The 25,962-nt window shown below is 71.9% G+C and carries 25 protein-coding genes, 1 tRNA gene and 2 pseudogenes; 12 read left to right on the top strand and 16 right to left on the bottom strand.

Annotated features, from left to right (window positions below; all coding sequences use genetic code 11):
- Window positions 1–67 precede the first annotated feature (67 nt).
- Window positions 68–457 carry a PleD family two-component system response regulator gene (locus tag OG373_RS02225; protein ID WP_405435404.1) on the bottom strand — a complete coding sequence of 130 codons (390 nt, stop codon included), beginning with the start codon at window positions 455–457 and terminating at the stop codon, window positions 68–70.
- A gap of 97 nt (window positions 458–554) precedes the next feature.
- Between OG373_RS02225 and OG373_RS02220 the strand changes: the two genes are divergently transcribed.
- Both OG373_RS02220 and OG373_RS02215 read left to right on the top strand, forming a co-directional pair.
- Entirely contained in the window at window positions 555–833 is a 279-nt protein-coding gene (locus OG373_RS02220) for a hypothetical protein (RefSeq protein ID WP_405435403.1), read from the top strand.
- 136 nt (window positions 834–969) lie between these two features.
- On the top strand, window positions 970–2,091 hold the full coding sequence (locus OG373_RS02215) for a serine hydrolase domain-containing protein (RefSeq protein ID WP_405435402.1): 1,122 nt from the start codon (window positions 970–972) through the stop codon (window positions 2,089–2,091).
- 107 nt (window positions 2,092–2,198) lie between these two features.
- Here the strand turns inward: OG373_RS02215 and OG373_RS02210 are convergent, their stop codons facing one another.
- Window positions 2,199–5,672: a M28 family peptidase gene (locus OG373_RS02210; RefSeq protein WP_405443905.1), complete on the bottom strand. Its 3,474-nt coding sequence runs from the start codon at window positions 5,670–5,672 to the stop codon at window positions 2,199–2,201.
- A gap of 184 nt (window positions 5,673–5,856) precedes the next feature.
- On the opposite strand from OG373_RS02210, the gene OG373_RS02205 reads away from it, so the two are divergent.
- Window positions 5,857–6,816, top strand: coding sequence for a LysR family transcriptional regulator (locus OG373_RS02205; RefSeq protein WP_405435401.1), 960 nt, complete (start codon window positions 5,857–5,859; stop codon window positions 6,814–6,816).
- Window positions 6,817–6,847: 31 nt separating this feature from the next.
- On the opposite strand, the gene OG373_RS02200 is transcribed toward OG373_RS02205, so the two are convergent.
- From OG373_RS02200 to OG373_RS02170, 7 genes are all read right to left on the bottom strand, one after another.
- A complete protein-coding gene (locus tag OG373_RS02200) occupies window positions 6,848–7,678 on the bottom strand; it encodes a class I SAM-dependent methyltransferase (protein ID WP_405435400.1) in 831 nt (276 codons plus the stop codon).
- 78 nt (window positions 7,679–7,756) lie between these two features.
- The gene (locus tag OG373_RS02195; RefSeq protein WP_405435399.1) at window positions 7,757–7,987 is read right to left on the bottom strand and encodes an antitoxin MazE7; all 231 of its coding nucleotides are present in this window, start codon (window positions 7,985–7,987) and stop codon (window positions 7,757–7,759) included.
- A gap of 67 nt (window positions 7,988–8,054) precedes the next feature.
- Entirely contained in the window at window positions 8,055–9,290 is a 1,236-nt protein-coding gene (locus tag OG373_RS02190) for a serine hydrolase domain-containing protein (RefSeq protein WP_405435398.1), read from the bottom strand.
- A 107-nt stretch (window positions 9,291–9,397) separates the two neighbouring features.
- The gene (locus OG373_RS02185; protein ID WP_405435397.1) at window positions 9,398–10,636 is read right to left on the bottom strand and encodes a mannosyltransferase family protein; all 1,239 of its coding nucleotides are present in this window, start codon (window positions 10,634–10,636) and stop codon (window positions 9,398–9,400) included.
- A 115-nt stretch (window positions 10,637–10,751) separates the two neighbouring features.
- Entirely contained in the window at window positions 10,752–11,192 is a 441-nt protein-coding gene (locus OG373_RS02180; protein WP_405435396.1) for a hypothetical protein, read from the bottom strand.
- Window positions 11,185–11,721: a SigE family RNA polymerase sigma factor gene (locus OG373_RS02175; RefSeq protein ID WP_078937704.1), complete on the bottom strand. Its 537-nt coding sequence runs from the start codon at window positions 11,719–11,721 to the stop codon at window positions 11,185–11,187. The genes OG373_RS02180 and OG373_RS02175 overlap by 8 nt, the downstream gene beginning before the upstream one ends.
- Window positions 11,722–12,001: 280 nt before the next feature.
- Window positions 12,002–12,075, bottom strand: a tRNA-Met gene (locus tag OG373_RS02170).
- A gap of 288 nt (window positions 12,076–12,363) precedes the next feature.
- Here OG373_RS02170 and OG373_RS02165 point away from each other — a divergent pair.
- Entirely contained in the window at window positions 12,364–12,567 is a 204-nt protein-coding gene (locus OG373_RS02165) for a cold-shock protein (RefSeq protein WP_030384970.1), read from the top strand.
- Window positions 12,568–12,690: 123 nt separating this feature from the next.
- Here the strand turns inward: OG373_RS02165 and OG373_RS02160 are convergent, their stop codons facing one another.
- Entirely contained in the window at window positions 12,691–14,007 is a 1,317-nt protein-coding gene (locus OG373_RS02160; protein WP_405435395.1) for an MFS transporter, read from the bottom strand.
- A 50-nt stretch (window positions 14,008–14,057) separates the two neighbouring features.
- Between OG373_RS02160 and OG373_RS02155 the strand changes: the two genes are divergently transcribed.
- Window positions 14,058–14,450: a MerR family transcriptional regulator gene (locus OG373_RS02155; RefSeq protein ID WP_405435394.1), complete on the top strand. Its 393-nt coding sequence runs from the start codon at window positions 14,058–14,060 to the stop codon at window positions 14,448–14,450.
- 43 nt (window positions 14,451–14,493) lie between these two features.
- Here the strand turns inward: OG373_RS02155 and OG373_RS02150 are convergent.
- Window positions 14,494–14,793, bottom strand: a pseudogene (locus OG373_RS02150) (response regulator transcription factor); the annotation flags it as partial.
- Between OG373_RS02150 and OG373_RS02145 the strand changes: the two are divergent.
- On the top strand, window positions 14,678–15,235 hold the full coding sequence (locus OG373_RS02145; protein ID WP_405435393.1) for a hypothetical protein: 558 nt from the start codon (window positions 14,678–14,680) through the stop codon (window positions 15,233–15,235). The pseudogene OG373_RS02150 and the gene OG373_RS02145 sit on opposite strands and share 116 nt — an antisense overlap.
- Before the next feature lie 7 nt (window positions 15,236–15,242).
- Entirely contained in the window at window positions 15,243–15,950 is a 708-nt protein-coding gene (locus tag OG373_RS02140; protein WP_405435392.1) for a ribonuclease H, read from the top strand.
- Here the strand turns inward: OG373_RS02140 and OG373_RS02135 are convergent.
- On the bottom strand, window positions 15,930–16,568 hold the full coding sequence (locus OG373_RS02135; RefSeq protein WP_405443904.1) for a beta-glucanase: 639 nt from the start codon (window positions 16,566–16,568) through the stop codon (window positions 15,930–15,932). The genes OG373_RS02140 and OG373_RS02135 overlap by 21 nt on opposite strands.
- Before the next feature lie 297 nt (window positions 16,569–16,865).
- Here OG373_RS02135 and OG373_RS02130 point away from each other — a divergent pair, with 297 nt between their 5' ends.
- The 4 genes from OG373_RS02130 to OG373_RS02115 all read left to right on the top strand — a co-directional run bounded on the left by OG373_RS02130 (window position 16,866) and on the right by OG373_RS02115 (window position 22,526).
- Window positions 16,866–17,273 carry a GNAT family N-acetyltransferase gene (locus OG373_RS02130; RefSeq protein WP_405435391.1) on the top strand — a complete coding sequence of 136 codons (408 nt, stop codon included), beginning with the start codon at window positions 16,866–16,868 and terminating at the stop codon, window positions 17,271–17,273.
- 73 nt (window positions 17,274–17,346) lie between these two features.
- Window positions 17,347–18,210, top strand: coding sequence for a hypothetical protein (locus OG373_RS02125; RefSeq protein WP_405435390.1), 864 nt, complete (start codon window positions 17,347–17,349; stop codon window positions 18,208–18,210).
- A complete protein-coding gene (locus OG373_RS02120) occupies window positions 18,210–20,366 on the top strand; it encodes a bifunctional serine/threonine-protein kinase/ABC transporter substrate-binding protein (RefSeq protein ID WP_405435389.1) in 2,157 nt (718 codons plus the stop codon). The genes OG373_RS02125 and OG373_RS02120 overlap by 1 nt, the downstream gene beginning before the upstream one ends.
- A gap of 6 nt (window positions 20,367–20,372) precedes the next feature.
- The gene (locus OG373_RS02115; protein WP_405435388.1) at window positions 20,373–22,526 is read left to right on the top strand and encodes a bifunctional serine/threonine-protein kinase/ABC transporter substrate-binding protein; all 2,154 of its coding nucleotides are present in this window, start codon (window positions 20,373–20,375) and stop codon (window positions 22,524–22,526) included.
- A 22-nt stretch (window positions 22,527–22,548) separates the two neighbouring features.
- Here OG373_RS02115 and OG373_RS02110 read toward each other — a convergent pair whose 3' ends face one another.
- From OG373_RS02110 to OG373_RS02095, 4 genes are all read right to left on the bottom strand, one after another.
- Window positions 22,549–23,169: an L-threonylcarbamoyladenylate synthase gene (locus tag OG373_RS02110; protein ID WP_189965119.1), complete on the bottom strand. Its 621-nt coding sequence runs from the start codon at window positions 23,167–23,169 to the stop codon at window positions 22,549–22,551.
- Window positions 23,170–23,486: 317 nt separating this feature from the next.
- Window positions 23,487–23,753: a hypothetical protein gene (locus OG373_RS02105; protein ID WP_405435387.1), complete on the bottom strand. Its 267-nt coding sequence runs from the start codon at window positions 23,751–23,753 to the stop codon at window positions 23,487–23,489.
- A 503-nt stretch (window positions 23,754–24,256) separates the two neighbouring features.
- On the bottom strand, window positions 24,257–24,700 hold the full coding sequence (locus tag OG373_RS02100) for a TSUP family transporter (protein ID WP_405435386.1): 444 nt from the start codon (window positions 24,698–24,700) through the stop codon (window positions 24,257–24,259).
- 214 nt (window positions 24,701–24,914) lie between these two features.
- Window positions 24,915–25,277 (bottom strand): hypothetical protein, encoded by a 363-nt coding sequence (locus tag OG373_RS02095; protein ID WP_405435385.1) that lies wholly within the window; start codon window positions 25,275–25,277, stop codon window positions 24,915–24,917.
- 30 nt (window positions 25,278–25,307) lie between these two features.
- Between OG373_RS02095 and OG373_RS02090 the strand changes: the two are divergent.
- A pseudogene (locus tag OG373_RS02090) lies at window positions 25,308–25,961 on the top strand (VTT domain-containing protein); the annotation flags it as partial.
- Between the last annotated feature and the right edge of the window lies 1 nt (window position 25,962).

Raw genomic sequence — 25,962 nt, 5'->3', positions numbered from 1 at the left:
GGCCAATCGCACTCCCCGGCCCGGACCGGCCGGATCCCGACGACGGGCCGGAGGCCGAAGAGCGGAATCAGGCCGCGGTCGGCCGGGCCAGTCGCTCGACGCGGGCCACGAACTCCGTGGGATGGAAAGGCTTCGCGAGACAGTCGCTCACACCGGCCTCCAGCGCGTGCACCGTGCACTCCGGATCCGCGGGCGGCAGCGCGAGGATCGGCACCCGCCCGTACTCGGGGTGCCGCCGGATCTCCTCGAACAGCGCCACCTCGTCCAGTCCCGGCCCGGTGCGCTCGCAGATCACCAGGGCGATCGGGCCGGCACTGCCCAGCAGGGAAACGGTGTCCCGCCCGCTCCCGCCGTCGACCACGGCGAACCCCCGGGCCACGAGAAGGCGCTCCAGCAGGCCCCGCAGGGTGGTCTCCTTCGCCACGAGGAGGATCCTGCTCGGGGTGTCGCCGCTCATGTCGTGCCTCTTCATCCGTGTGGGGGGTCCCGCAGAGCCTACGAGGCGGGGCGTGTGCACGCCCGCTCCGGGGCACCTCATCCGGTAGCGTCGATCCATGAGCACAGAGCCGCAGAGCTTCGAGATCCTGCTGGTGCCCGACCACATCCAGAACCTGCGCGGGCAGTCCGCGGCGGACCGGGCCTTGCGATCGGCCGTGGTCGAGGCGACCGGCGAGCAGGGCGCCACGGGGTACCCCCGCTACCGCGGGCAGGGCGTGGAGGCCGACATCGACCCGAGCACGCGTACGGTCGAGGCCCTCCTCGTGGACGGCGCGGAACTCGACTACGGGCTGATCGCCATGATCGCTCCCGAGCGGGGCCGAGGCGGCCGCTGAGCGGGGGCCCGGGGCGAAACCGGAGGATCCGGCCGTCCTCGATGTTGGCCGGGAGCGGGCCAGCGCTGCCGCATGCGCACGTCATAGCGTCGTCCTCGTCGGGAAGCCACGAGTAACTCGCATCGAGGAGACCGTGATGGCCAAGTCCGTTCCCCAGAGTATGAGTTCGCGTACGGCCGTGCAGAAGGCCCTGGACCGGGCGGTGAGCGGGGGAGAGGGCGGCGGCGGCCTCCCCGGCGTCGCCGCCGAGGTCCTGGACAGCCGGGGCCGGTGGTTCGGCGCCGCGGGGGTGGCCGACACCACGACCGGCCGGGAGCGGCTGCCGGAGGAGGAGTTCCGGATCGGCAGCACCACGAAGACGTTCACGGCCGCCCTCGTGCTCCAGCTGGCGGCCGAGGGCGTGCTCACGCTGGACGACACTGTCGAGCAGTGGCTCCCCGGACTGCTCCGGGGCAACGGCAACGACCCGGACCGGATCACCCTGCGGCACCTGCTGGGCATGACCGGCGGCGTCTTCAACTACGCCGTGGACGAGAAGCTGGCGTCCCAGCACTACGGGTCCGCCTTCCTGGAGCACCGCTACGACCGCTACCGCCCCGAGCAGCTGGTGGAGGTCGCGCAGTCGCACGGCCCCGACTTCGCGCCGGGCGAGGGCTGGACGTACAGCAACACCGGCTACATCCTGGCCGGTCTCGTCATCGAGAAGGCGACCGGCCAGAGCTTTGCCGACCGGGTCGAGCAGCGCATCGCCCGCCCCCTCGCGCTGACCGGAACCTATGTTCCGGGTGAGGACGAGCACGCGCTGCGCGGCCCGCACACCCGCCTGTACAGCAGGAACAACCTGCCCGAACCGGACGCCGAGATCCATGACGTGACCGAGCTGAACGCCACCTTCGCCTGGGCGGCCGGCGGCATGGTCTCGACGACCCGGGACCTCAACCGGTTCTTCGGCGAACTGCTCGGCGGCCGGCTGCTGCCGCCCGCCCAGCAGCGCGAGATGTTCGCCGTCCGCCCCACCCCCGAGGGCAAGTGGATCCCCCACACCTCCTACGGCCTCGGCATCTCCTCCATCGAGGTGTCGCCGGGCGTGACGGTCTGGGGCATGGGCGGAGCCTTCCACGGCTCCTTCTGCTACACCTACGGCACCCGCGACGGCCGGCACGTCGTCTCCCAGAGCATCAACGCCGACTGGAACAACCCGATCGGCGTCTTCACCGAGGTCCTGGTGGCCGAGTTCGCCCCGGACGCCGCCGCCTGACGAGCCGCGGGTGCGGTAGGACACGGCTCGAACGGGCCCGGCCCGGTCCCCCGTGGTGCGGGGGGGCCGGGCCGGGCTGGTGTGCGGGGCGGGCGCTCAGGTGGGCGTCAGCTCACCTGGACGGTGACGTCGTCCACGACGAAGGAGGTCTGGAGGGACTGGTCCTCCGTGCCGTTGAACTTCAGGGTGACGCTCTGGCCGGCGAACTGCGAGAGGTCGTAGGACTTCTCCACGTAGCCGGAGTTCGCGTTCAGGTTGGACAGGGTCTCCAGCGTCTGGCCGCCCACCGAGACGGTGAAGCGGTCGTAGACGACGTTCTCGTTCTCGTCCGTGTCGATGTGGAGGAAGAAGCCGAGCCGGTAGGTGGAGCAGCCCGACGGGACGGCCAGCGTCTGGGAGGCGCTGTCCGTGTGGGTGGACCCGTACCCGTTCAGCCAGGCCTTGTAGCTGCCGCCGTGCGGGGCCTGGCCGGACTGGTTGGTGATGACGCCCGTGGTCGCGCTCCACGGGGTGGCGCCGTTCTCGAAGCCGCCGTTGACCACCAGCTGGCGCGGGGTGCAGGTGCCGCCACCGGTGACGGTGAGCGTGTAGGTGGTGGTGTGGCTGACGGTGCCGGAGCCGGTGATCGTCAGGGTGTAGGTGCCCGGCGCGGTGCTCGCACCGATCTGGACGGACAGCGCCGAGGAGCTGCCGGACTGGACGGAGGTCGGGCTGAGCGTCGCGGTCACCCCGGCCGGCGCGCCGGAGACGGAGAGGGCGACGGTCTGGGCGGCGCCGCTCACGGTCGAGGTATTGACCGTCGCGGAGGCGGAACCGCCGGGGGCCGCGCTGCCCGCGGACGGGCTGACGCCGATGGAGAAGTCCTGCGCGGGCGTCTCACCGCCGACGGCCTGCTTCCAGACGGCGTACGCGACACCGTCGGCGCTGCGGTTCAGCACCGTGGCGTTGATGTTGTTCGTCGTGTCGCAGGAGCTGTGATAGCAGGGGTCGTAGGCGGCGTTGGCGGTGCCGCCCCACTTCGTGGCCTGCGCCGAGGTCTTACGGGCGCTGGCACCGGCCGCGTAGCCGGAGGTGGGGATGCCGGCCTGCTGGAAGGAGTAGTCGTCGCTGCGGCCCTGGCCCTCGGTGTTCTCCTCGGGCGCCAGGTTCAGCGAGGTCCAGTACGCCTTGAGCGGGGCGGCGGTGACGGAGTTGACGTTGTTGATGAAGTAGCCGCCGTTGGTGGACCCGACCATGTCGAAGTTGTAGTAGCCCTTGATGGCGCTGCGCTGTGCGCTGGTCAGCTGGTTGACGTAGAAACGGGAGCCGTTGAGGCCCTGCTCCTCGTCGGTCCACCAGGCGAAGCGCACGTGCTTGGTCATCGTCGGGTTCTTCTGGGCGAGGACGAGGGCGTTCTCCAGCAGGGTCGCGGAGCCCGATCCGTTGTCATTGATACCGGGGCCGGCCGAGACGCCGTCGAGGTGCGCGCCGAACATGACGGTCTGGTCGGCGGGGCCGCCCGGCCAGTCGGCGATCAGGTTGTTCGAGGGGTAGGTGCAGGAGGAGCAGTTCTGCTCGGTGACGGTGTAACCGGCCGCCTGCAGCTTGCCCTTCACATACGCCAGCGACTGCGTGTAGCCGGCGCTGCCCGCACGGCGGTTGCCGCCGTTCTGGCTCGCGATGGTGCCGAACTGGGCCAGGTGCGCCTGCACGTCGGCGACGTTGATGTCCGGCGGGTCGTTGCCGGGCTGGGTTCCGCCGACGTTGAGCGAGTAGTCGACCGTGTGGGAGAGGGTCGTGCCCTGGCCCTTGACGACGACGGTGGACGCGCCGGGCGCCGCGTTGGCCGTGGCGGTCAGGGTCAGCACCGAGGACTGGCCGGACTGCACGGTGGCCGGATTGAAGGAGGCGCTCACGCCGGCCGGCAGGCCGGACGCGGTCAGCGTCACCGACTGGGCGGTACCGGTGGTGACCGCGGTGCCGATCGTGGTGGTGACGGAAGCACCCTGCTGGACGGTGCCCGACGACGGGTTCAGCGACATCGAGAAGTCGTTGTTCTGGCCGCTCGGGGTGCAGGTCGGGTCGGCGGACTGGGCGGGCACGCTGATGCCGTCCCAGGCGGCCTTGGTCTTGTTGAAGAGATCACAGGTGGCGTCCAGCGACTTGGCGGAACTCAGCGTCGCCGTACGGTACTTCTTGTACGACATGCTGCTGGTCTTGAGCAGCATGCCGCCGTAGAAGATCTTGCCGGCGTTCTGCGCGCCCACACCGGTGAGCGTGGTGCCGTTGCAGGTGCTGCTGTTCGGTTTGCCGCCGCCGGGGTTGGTGCCCTCGGCCAGCAGGTAGAACCAGTGGTTCAGGGGTCCGGCCGCCGCGTGGACCTCGGTGCCGGGTATCGCGGAGCTGTAGCAGGCCGGGTCGTTGTTGACGGCCGGCGGGTTGTACATGTTCCGGATCGGTCCCCGGCCCTGGAGGTTGATGACCTCGCCGACCGTGTAGTCCGGAGTGTCGTACGGGGCCGGCTGGTTGATGAAGGCCTCGGTCAGCGCACCGAAGATGTCACCGGTGCCCTCGCCGAGCCCGGCCTCCTGTCCGCTGGTGCCGCCGGGGGTGTTCGAGTCGATGGCGTGCCCGTACTCGTGGGCCACCACGTCCACACCGGCGATCCACTCGTTGGCGCTGTTGCGCCCGATGGTGACCGAGCTGCCGTCCCAGTAGGCGTTGAGGTCGTTCAGGCCCACCTTGGCGGGGAAACTGCGGCCGTTGCCGCTGATGCCGTTGCGGCCCAGCCACTGGGCGAGCATGTCCCACTGCTTCTGCGCGGCGAACATCAGGTCCACGCAGCCGGTCTCCTTGCTCGTGGGGTTACCGGTGCCCCAGGAGTCGGAGGACTTCGTGAAGACCGTGCCGGTGCTGTAGTCCGCGCAGCTCAGGCCGGTCCGGTTCGGGTCGCGCAGCGTGTACGTGGAGCCCGAGTTGGTGGTGTCGATGGTGAGCGGGCCCGGCCCGTTCCACTTGCTGTTGCCGGTACCCGCGACCACCTCGTCGTAGCTGTCGACGAAGGCGCCGGTCCGCGCGTCCACGAAGACGTGCAGCCTGCTGGGCGCGGTCTTCGTACGGCCGCTCAGCACGGTTTCCCAGGCCAGCACCGGCTTGTCGTCCTTGAGGCGGACGACGAGCCGGCTGCTCTCGACCTTGTCGACCGAGACGAGCCTGGCCCGGGAGGTGGACTCGGCGTCCTTCGCGGAGACCGACGCCCTGGTGGAGACGTCGATGCGCACGGAGGAGGCGGACTGGAGCGCACGCACCTTGCCGCTGCCGTCCGCGAGGACGACGGCGTCGCCGCCGACGACCGGCAGGCCGCGGTAGCTGCGTTCGTACGAGACGGAATAGAGGTCCTTCACCCAGGGGGTGACGAGGCGTCGTTCGTACTGTTCCTGGGCGGAGTTGACCAGGGAGTCGAGACCGCTGTCGACGGCCTGGTCGGCGGCCGCGACCGCGCGTGCGGCGGGTGTGTCCTTCTGGGACGGGGAGGGCTGCGCCTGCTGCGCCGCCGATGCCGTCCCGGCGAGGGCGCCGGCGAGGCTCGCGGTCAGCGCCATCGCTGCCACGGCCGCCGTCCATCTGCTGGGATGCAACGTCCACTCCGATCGTGGGGGGTGGGGGGTGGGGATGAGTGCTCGTTCGCGGCCGAGTATGAGCGTGAACATGACGAGATTGGGACATCCCGGCAGGCATAAGGTCCGCGTTATGGTGCCGTGGCGGCCCGGCTCGTACGCTGCCCGGATGCAGCTGGAGTTGAGGCATCTGCAAGCCGTCTGCCGGATTGCGGAAGCGGGCAGCCTGGGGGGCGCGGCGCGGCGGCTCGGGGTGTCCCAGCCCGCACTCTCCGCCCAGTTGCGCCGCATCGAACGGGTCACCGGGGGCGAGCTGTTCTTCCGGGGCCGCAGCGGCGTGGAACCCACGGCGCTGGGCCAGTTCGTGCTGGCCAAGGCCCGTCGCGTGCTCAGCGAGATGGATGCGCTGGGAGCGGAGGCGCGCGCGATCGCGGCCGGCAGTCCGCTGCGCCTGGGCTGCATCATGCTCGTGCTGCTCGACGGCCTCCTCGCCCAGACCGACCTGTCCATGTCGGGCCGGGAGATCGCCGTGGACCTGGAGGACTCCGTCACCGTACTCGCGCGGATGCTCGGCGCCGGGCGCTACGACGCCATCGTGTACGGGGAGGTCAACGACCACGAGGTCCCGTTGCCGGAGGGAAGCCTCGCCCGGACGCTGATCCCGAAGGAGCCGTTCTGCATCCGGCTGTCCGCGAGGCACCCCCTCGCGGCTCAGGACCGCATAGAACTGGCCCACCTGGCCGGGGAGTCGTGGATGACCCTGGTCGAGGACGACGACGGCGGCCCCGAGGCCCTCGTCACCGCCTGCGCGAAGGCCGGATTCAGCCCCTCACTGCGCTACCGGATCACCGACCGCAAAATGCAGCACGACCTGATCGCGGCGGGCCGCGCGGTCGCGCTCACCCAGCCGACGGCCCCGCCGGGGGAGGGGACGGTGATGCGCCCGCTCGTCGGCACCCCCATCATCGGCCGCATCCGTCTCGCCTGGAGCCGTGCGGCGCTGTCCGCCGGGCAGGCGGAACTGCTCTACCGGGCCGCGGCCCGCGCCTACCTGGCCAACGTGGACAACAACCCCTTCCACAAGGAGTGGTGGGACGCCCACCCGGAAGTGCATCCGGCCCTCGACTGACCGGTGGCGCCCCGCGGGGCGGATCGGTGGATCAGCCGCGGCGGTGGGCCGTCAGCAGCAGGTACTCCCACTCCATGACCCCGTCCACGGTGTGCTCGGCGGCGAGGGCGTCGAGCGCCGCGTCCAGCTCGGCGACCAGGTCCGGATCGTCGCCGACGGCGCGGTAGACGGCGACGGTGGGCCCGTAGCACGCCTTGAAGAACTCCCGGAAGTCCGTGGGCCCCGTGAAGCGGTCCACGCGGACCGTCCGGCGGCGGGCCTCCACGTCGGTCACCGCGTCGCCGAGCAGCTCGTGCACGTGTTCCTCGTCGCCCCACAGCGGGGGCGGCTGGGCGCCCGGCGGCGGCGCGGGAGCGTACGGCTTCATGGTGGCGAACATCTGGCCCACGAACCCCTGCGGGGTCCAGTTGATCAGCCCGACCGTGCCGCCCGAACGGCAGACGCGCAGCATCTCCTCGGCAGCGGCCCGGTGGTGCGGGGCGAACATGATGCCGACGCAGGACATCACCACGTCGAACTCGCCGTCCGCGAAGGGCAGGTGCTCGGCGTCCGCCTCCCGCCACTCCAGACGGGCGTCGCGTACGGCGGCCAGGTGCCGGCCGATCTCCAGCAGTTCGGGGGTGAGGTCGGACGCGATCACATCGGCCCCGGCGAGGGCGGCCGGAATGGCGGCGTTGCCCGAGCCCGCCGCGATGTCGAGCACCCGGTCACCGCGCTGGACGCCGCACTCCTTCACGAGCACGGCACCCAGATCCGGAATGACGTGCGAGGCCACCGACTGGTAGTCGCCCAGCGCCCACATCGCGCGGTGCCGGGCCTTCAGGGTGCGGTCCGCCTGGGCCGCGTCGCTCGCCTCGGTCATGACAGCCGTCCTCCAGGGCTCGGGGCAACCCCTTCTCCGAGCATAGGGACGATTGGCGGTCCCGGCTCCTCGGCGGCGTCAGGCGCGGGGCGCCGGGCCGCCGAAGTCGCGCGCGAAGGCCTCGCGGAAGCCGGGCCGCTCCAGGGCCCGCTCGAAAGCCTGTGCGGCGCGCGTGCGTGCGGCCTCGTTCTCCTGGGTGGTGGCGAGTTCGGCGAGGTACGCGCGCAGGCTCAGCCCGCGGTCCGCGGCGAGCACGGCGAGGCGGTCGTGCACATCGGTGTCGACCTCGACGGTGGTGGTGTCGGCCATGCTCCGAGTATGGCCGCCCGGTGACCTGGTGGGGGCCCGTTCGGGAGCCAGGCCGGGAGAAGGGCCGTCAGTTCTTCCCCATGAGGGAGTTCCCGGGCGCCAGGACCTCGGCGATGCGCCCGGCGATGGTCTGCGCCGTGTTGTCCCCGGGAGCCTTGGGCCCGACGGTGGTGGAGACCGCGATGGCGAGGCGCTCGCTCGGGAGGTACGCCTGGATGGCCGCGTACCCGGCGAACGAGGGGTTCGACTGGATCCACCCGTTCTGGACGATCACGCCGTAGCCGAAGTGCCGCGCCGGAAGCTGGCGGAAGCAGTCCTTGGCCGGGCAGCCGGGGGTGTTGCCGCCGAGGCCCACGGTGCCCGGGTCGAGCTGGACCTTGAAGCTCTGCGGCGAGAGGAGCTCGCCGCTGCCCACGGCTTCCGCCGAGCGGGCCAGGTCGCAGATATGGGTGGTCAGGACCGCGCCGGGGGCGGTGGTCCAGGAGGGGTTCCAGAAGGTGGACTCCTCGTACTTGCCGCGTTCCGCGTCGAAGGAGTGCAGGACGGGCTCCTCGATCTGCGGCGTGAAGCTGTTGACCGTGTTGTCCAGCCCGGCGGGTCCCGTGATCTGCTGCTCGATCACCTTGGCCAGTGGCATGCCGGCGATCTTCTCCAGGGCCTGCCCGAGGAGTAGGAAGTTCGCGTGCGAGTAGCTCCAGCTCGACCCCGGCTCGTACCAGAGGGGGTGGGCGGCGGAGATGCCCACCAGCTCGTCGGGTGTCCACTGGCGGAACGGATCGGCGTACAGGGCCGCGACGAACTTCGGGTCCGGTACGTAGTCCCGCAGGCCCGATGTGGAGGCGCCGAGCATGCGCAGGGTGATCTCGTCGGCGTGCGGGGCATCGGGAAGCCAGCGCGAGATCGGGTCGTCCAGGGCGGCCTTGCCGTCCTCGACCAGTTGCAGCATGGCGATGCCCATGTAGACGATGGCGACCGAACCGGCCCGGAAGTGCATGTCGGCCGTGGCCGGGACCCCCGTCATCGACTCGCCCAGCGCACCCGTGACGACTTCCCGCCCGTCGCGCGTGACCCGCAGTACGACGGCGTTCAGGTCCAGTTCCTTCTGCGCCGCCCGGGCGATGTCCATGATCTGCCCGGCCTCGCCGCCCGAGGGCGCGGGGGACGCCACGCACGACGCGGGCGCGGACCCCGCGCGACTCGCCGCCCAGGCACCGCCGGCCGGCAGGACGGTGCCGAGCAGCGCGGTGGCGCACACCAGCGCCGTCCGGGCGCGGCCCGGGTGGGCGGTCCTGACTCCGATCATGGCGATCTCCTGCCGCGAAGAGCCCCTCGGGACAAGGCCCACCCTTCGATGGAACGCCCACCGGCCGGGATGGGCCAGCCGGCGGAACACCGGCGGGCCTTTCCGGCCTAGCCGGCCCAGCGGCCCGTGAGGTAGGTGATGGCGACCACGGTGGAGAGCGGAACCACGACGTACAGGTAGGCGGTCTGGATCCGGGGCCGCCGCAGGCTCCAGGAGGCCAGGGCTATCCACAGCGGCCACCAGAGCAGGGTGGAGCGGGGCACGGAGGTGTACCAGTAGGAGGTGCCCAGGGCCCACAGGGTGAGGCCGATGTACAGGGCCTCGGGCCAGCGGCGCGTCCGTACCAGCAGGGCCAGGAGTGCGACGCCGACCAGCATGGCCAGGAGTTCGGCCTGCCACATCAGCGCGTACCCGGTGGCCTGGGTGTGCCCGAAGCCGGCCTCCCAGGTGTTCGCCCAGGCCTCCCACGGCGCGTGGAAGTCCCGGTACCAGCCACGTTCCTGGGCGTGCTTCCAGGCCATCCAGTCCCCGGTCCGCGTCTGCAGGTACCAGCTGTAGAGGAGCGGCGCGAGGGCGGGCAGCAACAGCCACGGGGCCGCGCGCCAGGTGCGGCGGTTGCGGGCGGTCAGGACGAAGTGGAGGACGAGGGCGGCCGCGAGGAAGAGGCCGGTGATGCGGACCGAGCAGGCCAGGCAGGCCAGCACCGTGGCCGTCGGCCAGTTCCCGCGCTGCGCCGCCAGCCAGGCGGGCAGCGCCAGGGCGAGGAAGAGGGCCTCGGTGTAGCCCGCGGCGAGGAACACGGCGCACGGCGAGAGCAGCAGGAACGCCACCGCGCGGCGGCCCGCGTCGAGGTCGGGCAGGTGGTGGCGGGCGATGCGGGCGAGGGCCAGGACGGCGACGCCACCCGCGAGGAAGGAGATCAGCGCTCCGGCCGCGGCCCAGTGGGGGACCACGGTGTGGACGGCGCGCAGGGTGAGGGGGAAGCCGGGCAGAAAGGCCTCCCGGTTGTCCCAGCCGGCGGTCCAGGGTCCGGCACGGCCGGGGAAGTAGCCGTCCTGGGCTATGTGAAGGTAGTGCCACCAGTCCCATTGCTGCCACGCCGCGAGCGGTGAGGCGGCCCGGCGGGTCTCGCTGTTGCTCGGGAACAGCCACCCGACGGCGCCGGCGGTGGCCCAGATGCCGATCCGGGTCAGCAGGTAGAGCCACAGCACCTCGCGGTCGCCCGGGTCCAGACGCAGGAACGCCGGGCGGGCGCGGCCGGGGCGGACGGCGGTGTCGCGCACGGGCGGCCGGGGCGTGGCCGAGTCGGGTAGCTCGGCCGGCCGGCTGGGGGTGAATACGGGCATATCGGGATCTCCTGGCCGTCTGAAGGCGTGCGGAGTCACCGGCCGGTGGTGCGGGCCGGTGTCCGCGGGCGGTGTGCTGCGGGGAGAGGGGAGGGAGGTGGGAGTGGGCCGAGTGCTACCGGGACGGCTGGGTGGGAGTGGGGGACATGCTCGACTCCGCGCTCCGGGTGGGGTCGGGCGGCGGCGTGGTGTTGCGCGGCGGTGTCCTGCTGCTGCCCGGCAGTGCCGTGGTGCTGCTCGCCGGCGCGGTGGTGTTGCCGGGCGGAGCAATGGTGTTGCTCGCCGGGGGCGGCGCGGACGTGGGAGACGGGGCCGCCGGAGAGGGAGTGGTCGCCGGCAGCGTCGGGCCCGCGTCCCCCGGGAGGAACGTGGACAGGGCCGCACCGGATCCGGCGAGGACGAACAGGCAGGCGGCGGCGATACCGACGATCCGGCGCCGCCGGTGCCGTTCGCCGCGCCGCTCGATGATGGAGACGGGCGGAGTCGTACTCGCGGACTGCCCGGCGGAGGCCGCCTCCTGGAACAGGGACCGCAGCGGGTCGTGGGGGTCAGGCATCGGGAGCCTCCTCAATGCGCGGGTCCTGCAGATGGCGGGAGAGTGTGACCCGGCCCCGGGACAGGTGGGTCTTGACCGTGCTCGCGGACAGCGAGGTCTCGGCGGCGATCTGCTCGACGCTCAGATCGCACACGTAGTGCAGCGCCATGGTCCGGCGCTGCTTCAGAGGCAGTTGCCGCAGCGCCTCGACGAGTGCCACCGCCTCCGGACCAGGACCCTCCACATGGCCGGCGGGCGCCGTGCGCTGCCAGGCGTCGGCGGTACGCCGCCGACCGCGCCAGCGGCTCACGGCGAGCCGCCAGGCGACGGTGCGGATCCACGCCTCGGGCCGGCCGTCGCGGTCCAGCTGGCGCCGACGGCCCCACCCCCTGACGAAGGCCTCCTGCACCACGTCCTGCGCCTCGTGGTGGTCGCCGAGCATCACGTAGAGCTGTCCTGTGAGCCGTCCCGCCGCTTGCGCGTAGAACTCCTCGAACTCCTCGATGGTCAAAAATCGCTCCCGAATCCATGTGTCCCTCTCACCGGGCATACGCCCGCCGCACCCCATCCGGTCGACACCGGACGGCGATTCGCTGTGTGAGTGCCGTCACACAGCGGCTGGGGCACTTCATCGTGGCGGCGGCCGTGGCGAGGAAGGGCGGCGGCGCCACGGGCCACCGGGTGATGTGGGCCCGGGTCAGGGTCGGGGATCGGCTCCGGCGCCGGGAAGCTCGCGTCGGGCCCGGCGCGGCGCAGGGGTCCGGAACGGCGGAAGGGGGCCGGACAGCAGAAGGGCCCGGATCCATGAGGATCCGGGCCCTTCCGAGCAGTAGCGGGGACAGGATTTGAACCTGCGACCTCTGGGTTATGAGCCCAGCGAGCTACCGAGCTGCTCCACCCCGCGTCGGTAGACCTCACAGTACGGCATCCCGGAGGGCGTACTCGACGCATTTACCGGGGGGCGTGTCCGGAGTGTGGGCGAAAGGGCTGAATCTCGCCGCCACGGCGAGATCATTCCCCCTGGTGACAGTGCGTGCAGGCGTGTACCTTCACGGGTAGCTGTCGTGGTTCCAAGTGCCTTGCCCGTGCCCTTTGGTGTGGGCAGTTTTGCTGTGTTGTGCCGTAGGACCAGGGCGATCACCTCCGTCTTCCACGCCGTGTGGAAGACGTACGTCAACGGGAAGGCATGAACATGGCTACGGGAACTGTGAAGTGGTTCAACTCGGAGAAGGGCTTCGGCTTCATCGCCCAGGACGGCGGCGGCCCGGACGTCTTCGCCCACTACTCGGCGATCAACGCGTCGGGCTACCGTGAGCTCCAGGAGGGTCAGGCCGTGACCTTCGACATCACGCAGGGCCAGAAGGGCCCGCAGGCGGAGAACATCACCCCCGCCTGAATCCCGGACGACGGCCCGGCCTGACCGCCGGGCTCCGGAGAACCGTTTCCCTGCCCCGTCATAGCGCGGGCCACGGAAAGATCAGGGCCGCGCGGCGTACGCCGCGCGGCCCTGATCCGTTCGTCACCCGGGCGAAGGGGTCCTGACGCGCCGCTGCCCCCAGGCCCGGACCGCGGCTCCGGCGACGGCGAGGACGATGGTCGCGATCCCGGACGCCGCCAGCACCTGCCGGGGTCCGAGGAGCGCGATCAGCGGGCCGCCGAGAGCGGTGCCCACCGGCCCCGCTGTCAGGAGGGCGGCGCTGCGCGCGGCGAGGACGGTGGTCAGCCAGGCGGCCGGGGTCCGTTCCTGGAAAAGGGTGTAGGACAACGCGGTGAAGGGGCCGTAGATCAGGCCGCCGAGGGTGAAGCAGGCCAGGGTGACGGGCGCGGACGCGCCGAGGCCGAAGGGGACGAGGGCCAGCCCCCAGCCCGCGACGATCCCCAGGGTGACCGGCCAGAGGGGGAACCGCCGCAGGGCCCCGGCAGCGAGCCCGCCCAGTACCGCGCCCGCACCGAACAGTGCCCAGTACAGCCCGAGCAGGCCCGCGCCGGCGTGCAGGTCGTCGGTGACGTGCAGCGGCAGCGCGACCTCCGCCGGTCCGTAGAGGAAGTTGAAGAACCAGGTCAGGGCGAGCACCCCGAGGAGCTCGGGCTGCTTGCGCAACAGCTGCAGTCCGGCGGCGGAACGGTCCGCCTCGACCGGCGCGGCCTCGCCCTCCCCGTCCTTCCGTCCCGTCCCGTCCGTCCTGTCCGTCCCGTCCGTCCCGTCCTTGCCGGGGGAGGCGTCCCGCAGCCGCCCGACCTGGACGGCGAGCACGGCGAACGACAGGGCGTCGAGGCCGATGAGCCATGCGGGACTGATCACCGCCGCCAGGAACCCGGCGAGGGCGGGGCCGATGACGATGGAGGCCGAGACGCTGGAACTGACCAGCGCGTTGGCGGCCAGCCGCTGGTCGGGGGGAAGGAGCCGGGCGAGCAGCGAGTACTTCCCCGCGTTGCCCCAGGCGTGCAGGACGGACGAACCCGCCAGCAGGGCCACGTACAGCACCGGGTGCAGCACCCCCGCCGCCCAGGCCAGCGGTACGCAGCCCAGGAGCACCGCGCGGATCCGGCTGTCGGCCACCAGCAGCCGGCCGGCCGGGAGCCGGCGCAGCCAGCGCCCGAAGAGCAGGGCGCCGGCCGCCCCCGGAAGCGCGTACGCGGCGAGCGCGGCCCCCAGGAGCATCCCGGACTGCCCCGGGGGCGCGATCTCGATGGCCAGCCATGCCACCGCGACCACGCTCATCCCGTCGCCGAGATCGGAGGCCGCCAGCGCGGGCAGCAGCCGCCGGAAGTCGGCGTGGGCGAACAGCGGTCGATAGGCCTGTGGCAGGAGGCGAGTTGTCTGTGCGGGAGTCACCAGGTCAGACTCACGGTTCAAGGGCACTTGAGGTCAAGGGGGAGTAACGGGTGCGACAGCTCGGAATCGGTGAGCTCGCGCGGCAGGTCGGGATGAGACCCTCGGCGCTGCGCTACTACGAGAGCGTCGGCCTGCTGCCCGCCGCCGAACGGGCCGCGGGCCGACGCGTCTACCCGGCCGGCATCGTGCGGCGGATCGCGCTGATCAAGATGGCCCAGCGGGCCGGATTCACCCTCGCCGAGATCCGGGGCCTGCTCGACGCCGACGCCGAGCGCGGCGCCACCCGGCAGTGGCGGGCCCTCGCCGAGAGCAAGCTCCCCGAACTGGACCGGTTCATCGAGCAGACGCAGATCCTGCGGGACGCCGTCGCCGACTGCCTGGCCTGCGGATGCATGAACTTCGAGAAGTGCGGGCTGCTCTCCGCCGACGGTCCCGGCTCCTGACCGCCCCGCTCGATACCCCGCTCGACACCCCCGCTCGACGGTCCCGTTCGGTCAGCCCGGCCTCGTACGCGGCGATCGCCGCCGGCACCCGGTTCCGTACGCCGAGCTTTCCCAGGATCGCGCTCACGTGCGCCTTCACCCTGCCCTCGACGAGGAGGAGGCGAGCGGCGATCTCGGCATTGGACAGACCGGCGCCGAGCAGCGCCAGAACGTCGTTCTCCCGTTCCGTGAGCCCCTCCACGGCGTTCCGCGCGGGCACACCGCCCGCCATCCGCCCACTGCGCAGTCCGGCGACGACCCGGGCGGCGACCTTCGGCGAGAGGTACGCGCCGGAGCACGCGAGAAGTGCCGGGGAGCACCGGGAGGAGGCCCGCCCCGAAGCGGAACGGCAGCTCGCCGTCGCCCGGCGCAGCGCCCGGCGACGATGCGTCGCCGCGTTCGCCGCCCCCGTCGGGTTCGGGATCGTGACCCTCGCCTCCTGCGCCTACCTGGCCCACCAGCTGACCGCCTGTGTCCTGCGCCCCGCGGACTTCGCCGCGGTCCGGGTGGGCCAGGAGCGCGGCGAGCTGGCCCGGCTCCTTCCGGAGCAGCAGTTCCGGTACGTACCGGACGCCGTCCGGGCGCTGCCCGTACCCCCTGGCACCGTGTGCGCGTACTACCGCTCGAACGGCAACCTCCTCGATCAGGTCGACGTCTACCGGCTCTGCTACGCGGGCTCCCGGCTGGCGGCCAAGGACGTGCTGCCGGGCCGAGCGAGCGGGGGAGCCCCTGCGGATGAGGCATGATCGGGGGATGTCTGATCGCATCATCGCCGCCTGTGACGGAGCGGCCAAAGGTAATCCCGGGCCGGCCGGCTGGGGCTGGGTCATCGCCGACGCCCAGGGACGCCCCGAGCGTTGGGAGGCCGGTCCGCTGGGACGGGCCACCAACAACATCGGGGAGCTGACCGCCCTCCAGCGGCTGCTGGAGGCGGTGGATCCGGGGACGCCCGTCGAGGTGCGGATGGACTCCCAGTACGCGATGAAGGCCGTGACCCAGTGGCTGCCGGGCTGGAAGCGCAACGGGTGGAAGACCGCCTCCGGACAGCCGGTGGCCAACCGTGAACTCGTCGAGGCGATCGACCGGCTGCTGGCCGACCGTGACGTCACCTTCCAGTACGTTCCCGCGCACCGCGAGGACGGTGACCACCTGAACGCGATCGCCGACCGGGCCGCCAGCGACGCGGCCGTGACCCAGACCGCCGCCGGTACCGCCCTCGGCGGCACGGACATGCCGGTACCGGCTCCGGCCGCGGCCTCGCCCGCGCGCCGCAAGGCGGCCGCGCCGAGGAAGCGTACGTCCGGATCCGCCGCTACGGGCGGCGGATCGCGGGCCATCAAGGCCAAGTTCCCCGGCAGTTGCCCGTGCGGGAAGCCCTACGCCGCCGGGGACATGATCACGAAGAACGGCAGCCGCTGGGGGCACCAGGCCTGCGGTTCCCTAGGGCCGGTGGACGCGTAGGTACTCCACCTCGTAGGACATCTGCGACACGTCCGGGTCGGGCGCGGGGTGGTAGCGCCCGGCGCACACGGACAGATTGACGATGAGGTACGCGCGCCAGTTGCGCCCGACTCCCCGGCGGTCGGCGAAGACCCGGACGCCGTTGACCCACCACACGACCGAGCGTGTTCCGAACTCGACCTTGAGGTCGACCCAGCCGCCGGGGGTGATCGACCGGTCCCGGTGGTAGCGCGAGCCGCCCTTGACGTGGTTGGAGAGTTCGAGCAGGTCGGCGTTGTCCGGGTGGTACTCGAACACGTCGATCTCGTTGCCGCCGTCCCGCCAGGTCCAGATGGCCGGCCAGGCCCCGATCTCGGCGGGCAGCCGTACCCGGGATTCGAGCACGTCACCGGTCCGCACCATGAATCCCTCGTCGCTGCCCTCCGTGGTCAGCAGTCCCGCGTTCCACTTGCCGTCCGGGCGGCGGGTGGCCCGGAAGGTGCCGGTGCGGCTGTAGGAGGCGTCGGACACCAGGTAGTCGAGTTTGTTGTCACCGGGGTTGGTGGGGCCGCCGTTCGGATACGCCCAGGACCGGCCGGCCACCCACTGGGTGACCGACTCGAAGTCCGCGGTGAACACCGGGGCCCGGGCGCTCGCCGGGGCGGCCCGGTCGGGCGCTCCGGTGAAGCGTCCCGTGAGCCCTCGGAACCAAGTGAGAACCTGAGTGAGCACGACGGCTCCTTCCCCTGAGTGGACGCTCCTGCAGCATGCCCGGCCGCGGTGCAGTACATACCGGTGGACCGGTTTGTCTTTCGCCCTCACCGTCATGTAATAATCAATAATCGAATAGACCCATTACGCGTGAGGGTGGGTTCCGCGGGGATCGCCCGGACCCGGGCTTCCGACTCGAAGAGCTGAGCGAGGGGTTGCACCCGTATGTGGAAGTGTGAACGTGTCATCGGCGCCGACCTCGACGTCGAGGAGGTCATCGGCGTCTACCGGGCGTCCACCCTCGCCGAGCGCCGCCCCGTGGCCGAAGTGGAGCGCTTCGCCCGGATGCTGGCCGGCGCCAACCTCGTCGTCGTCGCCCGGGCCGAGGACGGCCGTCTCATCGGCATCGCCCGTTCCATCACCGACGGCGCCTACTCCACCTACGTCAGCGATCTCGCCGTCGACGTCGCCTACCAGGGGAAGGGGGTGGGCCGCGACCTGATCCGCGTCACGCGCGAAGCCGCGCCCGAGGCGAAGCTGGTCCTGCTCGCCGCGCCGGCCGCGGTCGACTACTACCCGCACGTCGGCTTCACCCGCCATGAGTCCGCATGGACCCTGGACCGCCTGAGGTAGTGCGCCGACGGCCGCCAACATCCCTTTTCCGTAAGCCAGTTATCCGCCTCCGCAGCGGGGTACGATCCGTGCCGTGGGGGGACTGGTAGATCACAGCAGAGGGAACGCCGTCCTGCGCGCGTGCGGCTGCGCGGTGGCGGGCTTGTTCCTCATCGCCGGATGCACGGCCGACGGCAGCCCGAAGAACGGTGCGGCGAGCCGCACCCCGGCCGCGTCGGGCACACCGTCGAGCTCGGGTGGCGCCGGCGCGAGCACCCCGGCCGCCACGGCCGGCGGTTCGGCCTCCGAGCTCGTGCCCGAACTCGACGAGTCCAAGCAGCCGAAGACCGTCGCCGAGGCCCGTGACCTGCTCGGCCGGATCGTCATCGCCGAGCAGGCCCTCGGGCCCGAGGTCGTGCGCAGCACCCCGTTCGAGAGCGATCCCGGCCACTGGCCCGTCCTCGACGAGGGCTGCGTCTGGCAGACCGCGGGCCTGCCGGCCGACGTGCTCGCCACGAGCACCCGCTACTTCCATATCCCGGCCAAGGACGGCCGCGGCCGCGTGCGGATCAACGCCACGGTCACCGTCCACCACAACCGCGAGGAATCCGGCTGGGAGACCGCCCGCGCCATGGAGGAGATCCTGCGGTGCCCGAGCCAGAAACTGCGCGAGGGCGAGGACCTCAAGAACCTGTGGGGCGGCTCCTTCTACCGCGGCGAGCAGATGAACGGCTGGACCGAGGACGCCTTCACCGAAACCGGTGAGTACGTCAGCGCCCAGGACGGCGGGCCCTACCGCTACACCTGGTCCCAGGCCCAGTTCGGACCCGTCACCGTGGCCGTCTCCGCCAAGGGCGCGGCGGGCATCACCGAGGACAGCATGAACGCCTTCGTCGCCCAGGGCACCAGCCGGATGATGCTGCAGGCCAAGCAGGAGCTCGGAAAGGCGGCGGGCTGATGGAGCCGCTCCACCCCTCGGACCCCTCCCGGATCGGCGGCCACCGGCTCCTCGGACGGCTCGGCGCGGGCGGTATGGGCGTCGTCTACCTCGGCCGTACCGACGACGGCGCGCTCGCCGCGGTCAAGGTGATCCGCGCGGAGTACGCCGAAGAGGCGGATTTCCGGGCCCGCTTCCGGCGCGAGGCCGAGATCGCCGCCGCAGTGGACAGCCCCTGGGCCGTCCGGATCACCGGCGCCGACCCGGACGCCACCGAACCATGGCTCGCCACCTCCTTCGTCGCCGGACCTTCGCTCGCCGAGGCCGTCACGGCCCACGGCCCGCTCCCGCTGCGCGCCGTACGGCTCCTCGGCAAGGCCATGGCCAAGGCCCTCGGGGTGATGCACGAGCAGGGCCTCGTACACCGCGACGTCAAACCCGGGAACGTCCTCCTCGGCATGGACCGGCCCCGGCTCATCGACTTCGGGATCGCCCGCGGCGGTGAGCACACCGTCCTGACCTCGGCGGACGCCGTACTGGGCACCCCCGGGTTCCTCCCGCCCGAGCAGGCCGAGGGCCGCCCCGCCGAACCCGCCGGCGATGTCTTCTCGCTCGGCTGCCTCCTCGCCTACGCCGCCACCGGACGGCTGCCCTTCGGCGCCGGCACCGTGGACGCCGTGCTCTACCGAACGGTCCACGACGAGCCGGACTTCGGCCCGCAGGTCCTCGCCGACCCCGAACTCACCGCGCTGCTGAGGACCTGCCTCGCCAAACACCCCGACACCCGCCCCGGCGCGCGCGAGCTGGACGACGCCCTCACCGAGGACACCCCGGGGGAGGGCACCGACTGGCTGCCCGACCCGGTCGTCGCCACCATCGCCGAGCGCGCCGCCGCACTGCTCGCACTGCCGGGCATCGACGAGACCGTCGCCGATCCGGACGCCGCCCCCGCGCCCGGCACGGCCGCGCCCACCCGCCGGCGGTTCCTCGCCCTCGCCTCCGGCGGCGCCGTACTCGCGGCCGGTGGCGGCCTGGCCGCCTGGCTGGCCCTGCGCGAAGGGGACAAGCCCAAGGGCCCGGCCACGGCCGCCCCACGGAAGTGGACGATCGGTGTGCACGCCGACCTCTCCGGCCCGCAGAAGGCCGCCGGAGCGGCCCAGGAACGCGGGGTGCGCCTCGCCGTCGACGCCTTCAACTCCCGCAAGGACAAGCCCTTCACCCTCACCGTCGCCACCGCCGACGACACCGGGAAGGGCGACCGCTCGGCGGCCGCCGCCACCGAACTCATCGCCGACCGCGACCTGTTCGCGGTGATCGGCCCCACCGGCAACGACTCCGTGATCCCGTGCCTCGAACTGTACGGAGAGGCCTCCGTACCCCTGGTGACCGTGTCCGCGCTGGCGACCAACTTCAGCATCACCGACCGGCGCAGCTTCTTCCAGAGCTGCCCGATCTCCTCGGCCCAGGCAGCCATGGTCAACCTGCAACTCGCCGGGAAACAGGGCGTCCGACGGATGGGAATCCTCAGCGACCGCGGCGGCGACACCGACACCTGGCAGGCGTCCCTGCTGGTGGGCCGCACCATCAACTTCTTCGCGGCCGAGGCCACCTACTACGGGCGGGTCGTCCCGCGCGGCGTCCAGGACGTGGCCCCCGTGGTCGCCGACATGCTCGCGCACGGCGTCGACGGCTTCTTCTACACGGGCACCCCGGCCGGCGGGGCCAAGGTGGCCGGGCTGCTGGCCGCCGCCGGCTTCAAGGGCCCCCGGGCAGCCGACTACACCATCGCCGGCCCCGAGTACCTCGCCGCCGCCGGCCCGGCGGCCGAGGGCTGGCAGTTCTTCACGCCGTACACCGGCCCCGAGGCGCCCGAGGTCGCGGAGATGACCCGGGCGCACCGGGCGGCGTACGGAGCCGCCCCCGACATCTGGACGGCGGAGGCCTTCGACGCCACCCGCCTGGTCATCGACCGGCTGGTCACCGCCGCGGCGGGAGGCGAGCGCCCGTCCCGCGCCGGGCTGCTGACCGCGCTCGCCCAGGGCACCTTCCGCGGCCTGACCAAGGAATACACCTTCGACGAGCGACGTCAGGTCAAGGGCAACATCTACTTCATGCACAAGGTGGAGGGCGGCCGGATGCGCTACGTCGGCCCGGCCAACCCGCTCACGGCGGGGTAGCCCCCGATGCGCCCCCTCACCCCTGCCGATCCGGCCGCGATCGGCGGCAACCGGCTGCTGGGACGTCTCGGTTCGGGCGGCATGGGCACCGTGTACCTCGCCCGGTCCGCCGCGGGCACCCTGGTCGCGGTCAAGGTCATCCGCGCCGACCACGCCGCGAACCCGGACTTCCGCGCCCGCTTCCGGCGCGAGGTGGCGGCCGCCGGGCAGCTGACCGGGCGCTGGGTCGTCCCGGTCGTCGCCGCCGATCCGCAGGCGCGCGAACCCTGGCTCGCCACCCCCTTCGTCCCCGGACCCTCCCTGTCCGAGGCCGTGGCAGGGTACGGGCCGCTGCCCGCCCGGGCGGTACGGATCCTCGGCGCGCGGCTCGCCGAGGCGCTGGCGCAGGTGCACTCCGCCGGGCTGATCCACCGCGACGTCAAACCCGGCAACATCCTGCTCGCCCCCGACGGACCCCGACTGATCGACTTCGGGATCGCGCGGGCCGAGGGCGCGGCCACCCTGACCGCCGTGGACGCGGTCCTCGGCACCCCGGGATACCTGGCACCGGAGCAGGCGCGGACGGACGGCGCCGTGGCGGGCGCCCCGAGCGACGTGTTCTCCCTCGGCTGCGTCCTGGCGTACGCGGCGACCGGGCACGGGCCGTTCGGCAGCGGGCACGCGGCCGCCGTGGTCTACCGTACGGTGCACGACGAGCCCGAACTCACCGGACTCCCCGCGGAGTTGCTCGCCACGGTGCTGGCCTGCCTGGCCAAGGACCCGGCGGACCGGCCGACCCCGGACGAGCTGCGCACCGTACTCGGCGACGGCCTGCCCGGCGGCGCGGACGCCGAGGACTGGCTGCCGCCGCCGCTGCCCCGCCTCATCGCCGAGCGCTCCACCCGGGCCCTGGACCTGCCCGCCCCGGAGCCGACCCGCATCGACGCGCCGCAGGCGCCCGTACGGGGCCTCACGCGCAGGCGGCTGCTCGCCGGCGCAGGCCTGGCCGTCGTCGGCGTACCGGTCGCCTGGTTCACCACCCGTGGGCGGGGCCGCGGCACGACCGGGCCCCCGGCCCGCGAACTCGCCACGCTCACCCTCGCCCTGCAGGCCGATCTGACCGGGCCCGGCAAGGAGACCGGCCAGGCGCACGAGCGCGGTATGAAGCTGGCGGTCGAGCGGCACAACGGCCGGGCGGACGCCGCGTTCCGGCTGGCCCTGCGTGTCGCCGACGACGGCGGGGACCCCACGCGCGCGGCGCAGGTGGTCAAGGAGCTGGCCGCCGACCCCGCGGTGGTGGCCCTGATCGGCCCCACCTGGGACGCGGCCGTGGCCGAGCTGGCCACCGCCTGCGGCGCGGCCGATCTCGCCCTGCTGCTGGTGTCCGCCGACAGCCCCGAGTCCGCCCTGTCCGAGGAGGAATGGCGCACGGTGTGCGCCACCCGCCCGGCGGCCGACCAGCTGGCCCTCCCGGTGATCGACTACTTGAGCAGGATCAGGCCCGTCCACCGCACGGGCCTGGTGGAGGACCTCGAAGGAGGCGAGCCCGCCTTCCCGCTCGTCCGCAACCTGCAGCAGAGCCCGCCCTCGCAGGGCACGGTCAGCGTCCACCGGATTCCGGTGGGCGGCTCCGACTTCGCGGGCGCGGCACGTGCGCTGACCGAGGCCCGGGCCGAGGCCGTCGTCTACGCGGGCACCTCACCGCAGCGGGCGGCCACGATGGCGCGCGCCCTGGCCGAGGCAGGATTCCAGGGCCCGCGGATGGGCATCCAGCACGCCATGGAACCGGCCTTCCTCACGGCCGCCGGCCAGGACGCCGAGGGCTGGCTGTTCAGCGCCCTGTTCACCGACCCCCTGGCTGTGCCCGCCGCTGCGGAGTTCGTCGCCGCCCACCGCACCGCGTACGGGCAGCCGCCCGCCCGCTGGGCCACCGAGGCCCACGACGCCGTGGGCCTGGTGGCCGAGGCGCTGACCGGCCTGGGGGAGGACGGGCGCAGCCGTGCGGGCCTGACCCGCCGGATCTTCCGGACGGCCCACCAGGGCCTGGCCAAGCCGCTGTCCTTCGACTTCAACACCCACGTGCTGACCAGACAGGGCACCGCCCACGTCTACCAGGTCGTATCCGGCACGTACCGGTACCTGGGCCGCTACACGGACATGAAACCGGCGTCCGCGCAGTGACTGTGCGGTGACTGTGCAGTGACTACTCGAACCGGGAGGTGTCGCCCGCCCCCCGGCGCACGATCTCGACGTCGCCACCGGAGAAGTCGATGACGGTGGTCGGCTCGGTACCGCAGTCACCCGAGTCGAGCACGGCGTCCACCTCGTGGTCGAGCCGCTCCTTGATCTCCCAGCCCTGCGTCATCGGCTCGGCCTCGTCGGGCAGCAGCAGGGTGCTGGAGAGCAGCGGCTCGCCGAGCTCGGCGAGGAGGGCCTGGGTGACGACGTGGTCGGGAATCCGGACCCCGACGGTCTTCTTCTTCGGGTGCAGCAGCTGGCGCGGCACCTCCGACGTCGCGGGGAGGATGAACGTGTAGCTGCCGGGGGTCGCCGCCTTGATGGCGCGGAACACGTCGTTGTCGATCTGAACGAACTGACCCAGCTGCGCGAAGTTCTGACACACCAGGGTGAAGTGGTGACGGTCGTCCAGGTTCCGGATCGACCGGATCCGGCTGATGCCGTCACGGTTGCCGAGCTGGCATCCCAGCGCGAAGCAGGAGTCCGTGGGGTATGCGACGAGCTTCCCGCCGCGGATCATGTCGACCACGCTGTCGATGGTGCGCCGCTGGGGATTCTCGGGGTGAACGTCGAAGTATTTCGCCATCCGCCGAGCGTACGCGCTCGGGGACCCGGCTCCGGTACGCCCGGGCCCGCCTGCCGCGAGGTGGGAGACCGGTGCGAGGGTGCGCGGACGCGCACGCCGAGCGAACCGGCGGACGGCTGCGCTTCCTCGGCCGGCCCGCCGCCGACCGCCCCGGGGGCTGCCCGGACCGGCCCGGGCCACCGCGTTCCCCTCGGCGTTCGACCCCGACCGGCGCCCGGATGCCCTCCGCTCGGGCCGACCTGTGCTCGGCTGTCGGCCTGGTGTCGGTGAGGAGGAGGGCTTCCGGTCCGCGCAGCGATCGGCAGCTGGACGGGTGCTCAGGCCATTTCGTCACGGATCTCGTTGCGGTGCGACTCGTAGGCGAGGCGCGCCTCGTCGTCCGGGAGCGCCGGGGTCGTCAGGCCGCAGGCGCAGGTCACCACCGTGAGGTCGGACAGGGCGCGCAGGGTGTGCCCCTCGGGGCCGGTCCGGGCCGCCTCCGTCGGCTTCTTGTACCGGAGGTTGTGCAGGTAGTGGGGTGGGCGCACCGCGGCCGGGGAGGTGCGGGCGCCGGTGTCGTCGAGGGTGAAGCGGTGTTCGCTCATGGGTCCAGTGTCGTCTGCCGGACGCGCGTAACCCGCGGCCGCGCGCCAGGTTCGCGATCTGCGGTTCGCGCGGCCCGCCCGCACTCCCGGGCCGGGGTGGACGACACACCGGGGCGCAACTCAGGAAGGAACGTTTCCGCCGACCCGCCGACCCGCCGACCCGCCGACCCGCCGACCCGCCGACCCGCCGACCCGGGGAGGGGTACCTCCCGACCGCGCCGGACGGCGAGGTCGGGCGTCCGAGGCCTCCGGCGTCGTGGGTCCGTGGGAGCGGAGAACAGGGGCGAGGGGTCAGCGACGGGTCGCCCGTGACCGGACCGCGCGGGGTGGGCGTGAACGGGGCACGCAGCACGGTCTTCTCTGAGTACGCGGTCACCCGGATCTGAGTATCCCGGCGGCTGTGCGGCGCCATCCACTCCACCTCTTTAGCGACCACTGGATCGAACGAGTTGCTGTTGACCTGGGGTGATGCGTCGCGGTGCTGTCCGGGACGTGCGTCAGGGTCAGGCTGTGGTCTTCGCCGGGTTTGCGTGGCGGGCGGTCTTGAACGCGGAGATCAGGAGGATCAGGGCGAGGCCGGGGATGAGGACGATGTCCGGGATGGCTCCGAGGAGGAGCCCGCCGAGGACGGCGCCGGCGACGAGGATGAGGGTGAAGCGGAGGTTGGCCCGCAGGACGGTGAAGCTGCCGTCGCGGCTGTAGCGGGCGAAGGCGACGAGCATGGTCGGCAACGAGACCAGCAGGGAGAGACTGCCGGCGATCTTGATGTCGACGCCGTAGAGCCGGACGATCGTCGGGATCAGCAGCTCGCCGCCAGCGACGCCCGTGATCGCAGCGACAACGCCAATGCCGAACCCTGCGACGACACCGATGGCGGCCAGGAACGGACCGTTCAGGCCGAAGCCGCTCAGGTCCGCGGTGTGGGTGTAAACGAGGGCGCCGGCCATGGCGTCTGCACTTCTGCCCTGCCCGTGGGGTAACGCGGCGGGCGATCAGGAGTGCTCGGGCCCAGCCACCCTTGCGGTCGTGGACCGAGAACTCTTCGATATCGGCGGCCAGGTGGTCTTCGCTGTCGTACAGGCACTGAACAGCGTGTTCTGGCCGCCAAGTTGAGGCAGAGCTGCACCCGTGTTGGTGACCGTACGGAGCCGGAAGCCGCTGTCAGTCGGTGCGAGCGGCTCGCTCGCGGAGTTCCTGGGCTTCACCGACACCGTGGAAGCGCCCCAGGCGTACGCGCATGTCGCGAAGGGCGGCCTGGACCTTCACGGAGCGGATTCCGTCGGCGCAGTCGAGAAAGTCGCCCCAGGTGTTCCTGGCGCCATCCACGTTGCCCTGGCGGAGGTGGACACCTCCTAGGTCGGCCAGGACGATGGCGCGGGTGCGGCGCCGGTCCTCGCCGTGGATGTCGAGAGCGAGGTGGAGGTGCTCTTCCCGTCGTCTTCGGCACTTCTGGCCAGAATGCGACCATCTGACATAAATCTTGAGCACCAGGTAGCTGATACTAGGGGGGATCCGTTCTGCCATGCACTCTGCCGATTCAGGAGCCCGGAACTCGTGGAACCTCTCTACACGCTCGCGATCGGCCCTGAGTGGCTGTCCCCGGACTATCTGATTTCGCACTTCGGTCTGATCGGCATCCTGGTCATCGTCTTCGCGGAGTCGGGACTGTTCGCGTTCCTCCCCGGTGACTCCCTGCTGTTCACGGCGGGGCTGCTGGTCGCGGACGGCAAGTACATCTCGCAGCCACTGTGGCTGGTATGCACGCTGATCGTGGCCGCCGCGATCATCGGCGACCAGGTCGGCTACATGATCGGCAAGTTCTTCGGCCCGAAGCTCTTCAACCGGCCGAACTCCAAGCTCTTCAAGCGGGAGAACCTCGACAAGGCGCACGAGTTCATGGACCGGCACGGCCCCAAGGCCATCGTGCTGGCCCGTTTCGTGCCGATCATCCGCACCTTCGCCCCGATGGTCGCGGGCGCCGGCTCGATGAAGTACCGCACCTTCCTGACGTACAACATCATCGGCGGTATCGGCTGGGGTGCGGGCGTCACAGTCGCCGGCTACTGGCTCGGCCAGATCGAGTTCATCAACGAGCATGTCGAATCGATTCTCGTATGCATCGTTCTGGTCTCGCTCGTCCCGGTGATCTTCGAGGTGCTCAAGGCCCGCAAGGAGGGCAAGCGGGCCGCCGCCGAGTCCGAAGCTGCGG

It is taken from the genome of Streptomyces avidinii (assembly GCF_045161815.1).
Lineage (GTDB): Bacteria > Actinomycetota > Actinomycetes > Streptomycetales > Streptomycetaceae > Streptomyces > Streptomyces avidinii.
The sequence above is the reverse complement of the archived record's forward strand: the minus strand, read 5'-3'. Positions and strand labels throughout refer to the sequence as shown.

Excerpts from the sequence above, each read along its gene's own strand:
- OG373_RS02225 (WP_405435404.1), bottom strand. The coding sequence starts at position 457 with ATGAGCGGCGACACCCCGAGCAGGATCCTCCTCGTGGCGAAGGAGACC.
- OG373_RS02220 (WP_405435403.1), top strand. The coding sequence starts at position 555 with ATGAGCACAGAGCCGCAGAGCTTCGAGATCCTGCTGGTGCCCGACCAC.
- OG373_RS02215 (WP_405435402.1), top strand. The coding sequence starts at position 970 with ATGGCCAAGTCCGTTCCCCAGAGTATGAGTTCGCGTACGGCCGTGCAG.
- OG373_RS02210 (WP_405443905.1), bottom strand. The coding sequence starts at position 5,672 with ATGGCGCTGACCGCGAGCCTCGCCGGCGCCCTCGCCGGGACGGCATCG.
- OG373_RS02205 (WP_405435401.1), top strand. The coding sequence starts at position 5,857 with ATGCAGCTGGAGTTGAGGCATCTGCAAGCCGTCTGCCGGATTGCGGAA.
- OG373_RS02200 (WP_405435400.1), bottom strand. The coding sequence starts at position 7,678 with ATGACCGAGGCGAGCGACGCGGCCCAGGCGGACCGCACCCTGAAGGCC.
- OG373_RS02195 (WP_405435399.1), bottom strand. The coding sequence starts at position 7,987 with ATGGCCGACACCACCACCGTCGAGGTCGACACCGATGTGCACGACCGC.
- OG373_RS02190 (WP_405435398.1), bottom strand. The coding sequence starts at position 9,290 with ATGATCGGAGTCAGGACCGCCCACCCGGGCCGCGCCCGGACGGCGCTG.
- OG373_RS02185 (WP_405435397.1), bottom strand. The coding sequence starts at position 10,636 with ATGCCCGTATTCACCCCCAGCCGGCCGGCCGAGCTACCCGACTCGGCC.
- OG373_RS02180 (WP_405435396.1), bottom strand. The coding sequence starts at position 11,192 with ATGCCTGACCCCCACGACCCGCTGCGGTCCCTGTTCCAGGAGGCGGCC.
- OG373_RS02175 (WP_078937704.1), bottom strand. The coding sequence starts at position 11,721 with ATGCCCGGTGAGAGGGACACATGGATTCGGGAGCGATTTTTGACCATC.
- OG373_RS02165 (WP_030384970.1), top strand. The coding sequence starts at position 12,364 with ATGGCTACGGGAACTGTGAAGTGGTTCAACTCGGAGAAGGGCTTCGGC.
- OG373_RS02140 (WP_405435392.1), top strand. The coding sequence starts at position 15,243 with ATGTCTGATCGCATCATCGCCGCCTGTGACGGAGCGGCCAAAGGTAAT.
- OG373_RS02130 (WP_405435391.1), top strand. The coding sequence starts at position 16,866 with ATGTGGAAGTGTGAACGTGTCATCGGCGCCGACCTCGACGTCGAGGAG.
- OG373_RS02120 (WP_405435389.1), top strand. The coding sequence starts at position 18,210 with ATGGAGCCGCTCCACCCCTCGGACCCCTCCCGGATCGGCGGCCACCGG.
- OG373_RS02115 (WP_405435388.1), top strand. The coding sequence starts at position 20,373 with ATGCGCCCCCTCACCCCTGCCGATCCGGCCGCGATCGGCGGCAACCGG.
- OG373_RS02110 (WP_189965119.1), bottom strand. The coding sequence starts at position 23,169 with ATGGCGAAATACTTCGACGTTCACCCCGAGAATCCCCAGCGGCGCACC.
- OG373_RS02105 (WP_405435387.1), bottom strand. The coding sequence starts at position 23,753 with ATGAGCGAACACCGCTTCACCCTCGACGACACCGGCGCCCGCACCTCC.
- OG373_RS02100 (WP_405435386.1), bottom strand. The coding sequence starts at position 24,700 with ATGGCCGGCGCCCTCGTTTACACCCACACCGCGGACCTGAGCGGCTTC.
- OG373_RS02095 (WP_405435385.1), bottom strand. The coding sequence starts at position 25,277 with ATGGCAGAACGGATCCCCCCTAGTATCAGCTACCTGGTGCTCAAGATT.